Consider the following 6472-nt stretch of genomic DNA (forward strand, 5'->3'; position numbering starts at 1 on the left):
TTGATTTATGTAATTTAATCAAGCATTTCTCTTGCAAATTCATCGCTATGTAAGCTTTTGCCATGCCGGGTACATAAACAGATACAGTCAATAAAGCGTTTGGCATCGCGTGGCAGTTTGGCTTCACCACGAAAATAACGCTGTACCTGGGCATAAACATTGTCTTTAAAGCAGGCACCATCGCCGCCTTCACCGGTCAGGTTATCTAAAGAAACCCGGAATTTGCGTCCAAATGCAGTGGCAAACATCCATTCAATCGCTTGCGGCCTGATTTCGACCTGCTCAAACAGGGCCTGCTGCTCAGCCGTGCGGCCATCCGGAGCATACCAGTAGCCTAAATCGGGCTGTTTACGGCGTTCCTCACCGGCAATGGTCCAGTGACTGATTTCATGCAGGGCACTGTTAAAGAAACCATGCGCAAACTGGATGCGGGCAGGGGTGTCTGCGGTGGCGGGAAAATACTCCGGTTCAAAATCACCACGCACCAGGTTGACATTGTGGTGGGAAAACCAGTGATTAAAGTGTAAGATGAGCCAATCGACGTATTCTGATTCTGTTGATAATTTCAACCAGTCCGAGAGTTGCACTTGGTCAGGTGAAATGTCAGAATCGAGCGTTGAAAGTGTGCTAACGAGTGATGAAACATTCACTTCTGTTTGCGGCTGCAACAGATGCATGACTTAATTTACCCAATTGGTCTGTCTAAATAAGTACAAAATTGTATCTTAATCTTTGACAGAGTACTGATGAATTTGTAGAATTGCCGCCTTAATTATGTCAGCAAATACCTTTCCGGCACAGATTGAGCCGTTTAAATGGGCTGAACAGGGCTTTACATGGTCAGGTACCCTGCCATTGTCTCGCTTTGCTCGTATTGCTCGTGAAGCTGTTGGATCAATTGATGATCAATTGATTAACATAGACTGTAAGCTATCAATGGATGCCTATCATCGCATTGCATGGCTAGATGGTCACGTTGAAACACAAGTTCCAATGGAATGCCAGCGCTGTCTGGATACTGTGGAAATTGACCTTGTTTTAGACTTCCATTTAGCGCTTGTAGATGATGAGTCACTGATAGAGCGCTTGGATGAGGATGCTGATTTCATTGTTCTGGGTGAAAGTGAAGCAACCAGCAAAGGTGATTATGATTCACCGGCGACGGCTGATTTACTCGCACTTATAGAAGATGAACTGTTATTGTTGCTGCCTTTGTCGCCTAAGCATGACGCTTGCGAACACAAGCATCAACCTGCCGTTCAGAACGATGTCGAAGAAAAACGGGATAATCCGTTTGATGTTTTGGCAAGTTTGAAGGGTAAACTTAACTAAAAATTATGTTATAATTTTGCGTTAAGACAACTGAATTTGTTCTGATCCATTTTTTCGATCTTTGTAAGGAGCCATCATGGCCGTTCAGCAAAACCGTAAAAGTCGCTCTCGCCGTGACATGCGCCGTTCACATGACGCTTTAACCGAGAATGCATTAACTGTAGACCAAGCTACTGGTGAAACTCATCGTCGTCACCACGTATCTAAAGATGGTATCTACCGTGGTCGTCAATTATTCGCTAAAGCAGCTGATGCTGAATAATTGTTGACAAGCATTAAGCGTCAAGCTTAGTGGAAAAAATGGGAGCGTAAGCTCCCTTTTTTTGTTGTTTTTCGCAATTACTTCACCCGAAAAATAGTGTTAAATTTTCGCACCAACGATCAGCTTACATAAAAAAGAACTGTTGAAGGGGCGTACCCTGTTTAAAACAGCTCTACACGAAAGGATTTTTATATGTCTGCTACACGATTCGAGCAAGCGACAAAAACTGCATTTGTGTTTCCTGGACAAGGTTCACAAAAAGTCGGCATGCTGGCAGAACTTGCAGAACAGTTTGCTGGTGTGCGTGAAACTTTTGCGGAAGCATCGGCCGCAATCGGTTTTGATTTATGGCACATTGCGCAAAGTGGTGAAGGTTTAGATCAAACAGAATTTACCCAGCCGGTTTTATTGACCGCCAGTATTGCATTGTGGCGTGTCTGGCTGGAGCTGGGTGGTGTAGCACCCAAATATCTGGCTGGCCACTCTCTGGGCGAATACAGCGCGCTGGTAGCGGCTGGTGCGTTATCACTGGGTGATGCCGTGAAGCTGGTCAATCTGCGTGGCAAACTCATGCAGTCGGCTGTGCCACAAGGCCAGGGCGCTATGGCGGCCATTTTGGGTCTGGGAGATGCCAAAGTGATTGAACTGTGTGCGCAAGCTACCGCACAAGGCACCGGTTCAGTTGAAGCAGCCAACTACAATGCCCAAGGTCAGGTGGTAGTTGCTGGTGATAAAGCAGCGGTAGATGCAGTCATCGCACTAGCCAAAGAAAATTCAGCCAAAGCTATTGCGCTTCCGGTGTCAGTGCCATCGCACTGTTCACTGATGAAACCGGCTGCAGAACAGTTCGCACAAGCTTTGGAACAAACTGCCATTGAGCTACCAAGCATTCCTGTAATACAAAATGTGGGCGCAGCTGTAGCAACTGATGTTGCTCAATTGCGTCAGGCTTTGACTGCTCAATTGTATCAGTCTGTGCAATGGACAAACACCATGCAGTACCTGCAAGACCAGGGCATTCAGTACATTGTTGAATGTGGTCCAGGGAATGTATTGGCGAACCTTGCAAAACGCTTACCTCACATAGAAAAAGCATTCCCGATTGACAACAATAGTCGTCTGGAGGATGCCTTAAATGCCATTTTAGTGGCTGAAGGGAAAATTGCATGACACAAGAACGCAAAGTCGCATTGGTGACAGGTGCAAGCCGAGGGATTGGTGCAGCCATCGCTCAGCAGCTTATTCAAGACGGTTATTTTGTGGTTGGGACAGCAACTTCTGAAGCAGGTGCAGAAAAACTGAGCACAGGCTTTGGTGAACAGGGTGCGGGTAAAGTCCTGGATGTTCGTAATGGCGAGGCAATTGATGCGCTCATTTCGGACATCGAACAAAACTATGGTCCGGTACTGGTCTTGGTGAACAACGCTGGTATTACCAAAGATAATTTGTTACTGCGTATGTCTGAAGATGACTGGGATGATATCCTCAACATCCATCTGAAAGCCGTTTACCGTTTGTCTAAACGTGTACTGAAAGGCATGACCAAAGCGCGTTTCGGTCGCATTATTAATATTAGTTCAGTGGTGGCACACTTTGCCAATCCGGGACAGGCCAACTACTCTGCGGCCAAAGCAGGGATTGAGGCATTTAGCCGCAGCCTGGCCAAGGAAATGGGCAGCCGTCAAATTACAGTCAACTCTGTTGCACCCGGTTTTATTGCAACAGAAATGACCGAACAGTTAAGTGAAGAAATTCGCAAAAAAATGAGTGAGCAAGTGGCATTAAACCGTTTAGGTGATCCACAAGATATCGCCAATGCAGTGAGTTTCTTGGCTTCTGACAAAGCAAGTTACATCACTGGTACAGTGTTACATGTAAATGGTGGTTTATACATGAATTAAGCTCATGTATAAACTTTCAAAAACTTATAGATTCAATTAAACTAACGGCATTAAAAACGCCACAAGCAATGAGGAGAATTCCTGTGAGCGATATCGAACAACGCGTTAAACAAGCGGTTGCTGAACAACTTGGTCTTAAAGCTGAAGAGATTAAAAACGAAGCATCTTTCATGGATGACTTAGGTGCAGACTCTCTGGACCTGGTTGAACTTGTAATGTCTTTCGAAAATGATTTCGACATCACAATTCCTGATGAAGATTCAAACGAAATTACAACTGTTCAATCTGCAATTGACTATGTGACTAAAAAACTTGGTTAATTAAAGATTTTTAGCAGATGCTAAGAAAAGCCACCCTTTTGGGTGGTTTTTTTATGGCCGGCCGAAATTACATAAGCTTACTTTTATCTAACCAAGCGCAACGCTCTCCTGTGTATTTTTTCGTTATAAAAAGAAAGCACGCAATTCCAAATGATTGATAAAAATCAATTGCATCAAATAAAAGCTGGAGAATAACAATGGGACTTTTTGATTTTGTAAAAGGTATTGGTAAGAAAAACACTGCCCCGGCAGAGCAACAACCGGCTGCACCAGCGGCCCCAGCAGAACCGTCTGCACAGGAAATGGCCAATAAATTATTAGGACATATTAAATCTTTAGGCTTACCAATTACGGGCCTTTCTGTGAACTACAATGGCAAGACCGATTTAGCCACGATTAAAGGGCAGGTACAAAGCCAGGCTGATCGTGAAAAAATTGTACTGGCGGTGGGAAATATTGATCATGTCGCGCAAGTGGATGATCAGATGACTGTGGCAACACCTGAACCAGAAAGTAAATTCTATACAGTTAAATCAGGCGATACCCTGTCTAAAATCTCAAAAGAATTTTATGGTGATGCCAATCAGTACAATAAAATCTTTGAAGCCAACCGTCCTTTGTTAAAAGATGCGGATGATATTTTCCCTGGACAGGTGTTACGTATTCCGGCTTAAAGATTCAGAATTTTTATAAAAAGACGCGTATCGCGTCTTTTTTGTTTTTTAATAATCTTCAAATACTTAAAAAGAATTAATGTAACTTTTTTTATTTATATTTATCTTGTTTGTAATTGTGTGTATTTGCTGTGTAATTTTCAACATTTTCAATACAATAAGTTAATTTATGTGATGTGATTAAAATAAATAAATAAAAGTAATGATAATTTTGCATTTGTTTGATTTAATTGATAATTATATCTCATTTTAAAAAAATAATTAAAACAAATGCTTATCACATTCTAAATTTTAGTTTTTAAATCCGAGTATTTTGATAAGAAATATTAATCAGTATGTTCTGAGTATAAACTCGATAAAAATGCCAACTCTTGCTAAGAAGAATAATTTCAAAACCTAACTTTACATAAAGATACGATCATAAAAAGGAAGAGGGTATGCCAAATATAGCGGTTACTTCGAAAGAGACACAGCAGTTATTGCTGTCTGCTGATACGAATACGGTTACTTTATCTGAAAACTCTGTTGTCAAGATTGATACAGCAATTGAGGATGTGGCGAGTATTACTCGAGAGGGAAATGCAGCAATAGTGAACCTGAAAAATGGCGAAAAGGTAGTGATCGAAAGCTATTTTGATGACCCATTAGATAGCCATCATATTGTTTTTGATAATGGAGAGCAGCTGTATTGGGCAGAGTTCGCAAATGCTGCTGGCGAGATCCTTCCTACAATTAAATATCATTTTATCGAAACGATTAGTCCACTGTTATACGCTGATACACTTGCTGCCCTGATGCCTTGGGTCACTGGAGCTGTAGCTGCAGGAGCGACTATTGCTGCGGTAGGTTCAGATTCTGATAGTGCATCATCAAATACACCAGTAGATTCTACAGCTGCAGAACAATTAGTGATTGCAGCAGAAGAGGCTCAACAGGCTGCAGAAGATCTATTAAATCAGGCGCAAGAAGATGGCTTGATTACCTCAGAAGAGCAAGCGCAGCTTCAAGATGCGGCAGATGCAGCAGCAGAAGCCAAAGATACTGCGCAAGATGCAGTCACAGCCTTGCCTGAAAGTGCAGATAAAGAAGAGTTGCAAGATCGTCTCGATGCCATCAATGATCCAATCACAGTACCGCCAGTGAATGATGCAGATGGTAACGGTATCGATGACGCATTCGAAGCAGCGGAAGCCCTGGTGACTGATGCTGAAAATGCACACCAGGCAGCAGAAGATGTAATTGCAGGTGCTCAAGAAGATGGCCTGATCAGCCCAGCAGAACAGCAAGCGATTCAAGATGCGGTGGATGCAGCAACTGAAGCTGAACAAACGGCACAAGACGCTGTGACTGCGTTACCAGAAAGTACAGACAAAGATGGTCTGCAAGATCGTCTGGATGCCTTGACGGATCTTGAAGTTCCAGCGGTGAATGACCAAGACGGCAATGGGATTGATGATGCGGTTGAGCAGGCAGTTGCAGATGCAGAAGCGGCGGTAGCAGCAGCGGAAGCGGCTTATGCCGAGGCCGAGCAAGCGATTGCCGATGCAGATACAGATGGCAATGGTCTCATCACACCAGCAGAGCAGGCAGTTGCCCAGGCTGCGATTGATGAAGCTGCCGAACTAAAAGCCATCGCACAAAATGCAGTAAATGCCTTACCGGCAGAAGTACAAGCTGAGAAAGACGGGCTACAAGAACGCGTAGATGCCTTGACTGAATTGCTTGCCCCTGTGGTCACGGATGCAGATGGTGATGGTGTAATTGATGACTTAAACGGATTAATTGCCAGTGCAGAAGCTGCAGTAGCAGCAGCGGAAACGGCTTATGCCGAGGCCGAGCAAGCGATTGCTGATGCAGATACAGATGGCAATGGTCTCATCACACCAGCAGAGCAGGCAGTTGCCCAGGCTGCGATTGATGAAGCTGCCGAACTAAAAGCCATCGCACAAAATGCAGTAAATGCCTTACCGGCAGAAGTACAAG

8 protein-coding genes are annotated in these 6472 nt (G+C 43.8%); 7 read left to right on the forward strand and 1 reads right to left on the reverse strand.

The annotated features are described in order from the left end of the window. Positions 1–14: 14 nt before the first annotated feature. Entirely contained in the window at positions 15–677 is a 663-nt protein-coding gene (locus FTU67_RS10330) for an elongation factor P hydroxylase (RefSeq protein WP_180057496.1), read from the reverse strand. A gap of 97 nt (positions 678–774) precedes the next feature. On the opposite strand from FTU67_RS10330, the gene FTU67_RS10335 reads away from it, so the two are divergent. The 7 genes from FTU67_RS10335 to FTU67_RS10365 all read left to right on the forward strand — a co-directional run. Further along, the gene (locus FTU67_RS10335) at positions 775–1332 is read left to right on the forward strand and encodes a DUF177 domain-containing protein (RefSeq protein ID WP_005175975.1); all 558 of its coding nucleotides are present in this window, start codon (positions 775–777) and stop codon (positions 1330–1332) included. Positions 1333–1408: 76 nt separating this feature from the next. Further along, positions 1409–1594: a 50S ribosomal protein L32 gene (gene rpmF / locus FTU67_RS10340; RefSeq protein ID WP_005175977.1), complete on the forward strand. Its 186-nt coding sequence runs from the start codon at positions 1409–1411 to the stop codon at positions 1592–1594. A 192-nt stretch (positions 1595–1786) separates the two neighbouring features. Beyond that, positions 1787–2764, forward strand: coding sequence for an ACP S-malonyltransferase (fabD, locus tag FTU67_RS10345; RefSeq protein WP_180057494.1), 978 nt, complete (start codon positions 1787–1789; stop codon positions 2762–2764). Then, positions 2761–3495 carry a 3-oxoacyl-ACP reductase FabG gene (fabG, locus tag FTU67_RS10350; RefSeq protein ID WP_045796367.1) on the forward strand — a complete coding sequence of 245 codons (735 nt, stop codon included), beginning with the start codon at positions 2761–2763 and terminating at the stop codon, positions 3493–3495. The genes fabD and fabG overlap by 4 nt, the downstream gene beginning before the upstream one ends. An 83-nt stretch (positions 3496–3578) precedes the next feature. Next, complete coding sequence (gene acpP, locus FTU67_RS10355) at positions 3579–3815, forward strand: acyl carrier protein (RefSeq protein ID WP_001279871.1); 237 nt, start codon at positions 3579–3581, stop codon at positions 3813–3815. 197 nt (positions 3816–4012) lie between these two features. Further along, positions 4013–4489 (forward strand): peptidoglycan-binding protein LysM, encoded by a 477-nt coding sequence (gene lysM / locus FTU67_RS10360; protein ID WP_005175989.1) that lies wholly within the window; start codon positions 4013–4015, stop codon positions 4487–4489. A gap of 437 nt (positions 4490–4926) precedes the next feature. Next, positions 4927–6472: BapA prefix-like domain-containing protein (locus FTU67_RS10365; protein WP_180061713.1), on the forward strand; the 1546-nt coding region annotated here is incomplete at its 3' end.

This window comes from Acinetobacter sp. YH12132 (genome assembly GCF_013418645.1).
In the GTDB taxonomy this organism is placed as follows: Bacteria; Pseudomonadota; Gammaproteobacteria; order Pseudomonadales; family Moraxellaceae; genus Acinetobacter; species Acinetobacter indicus.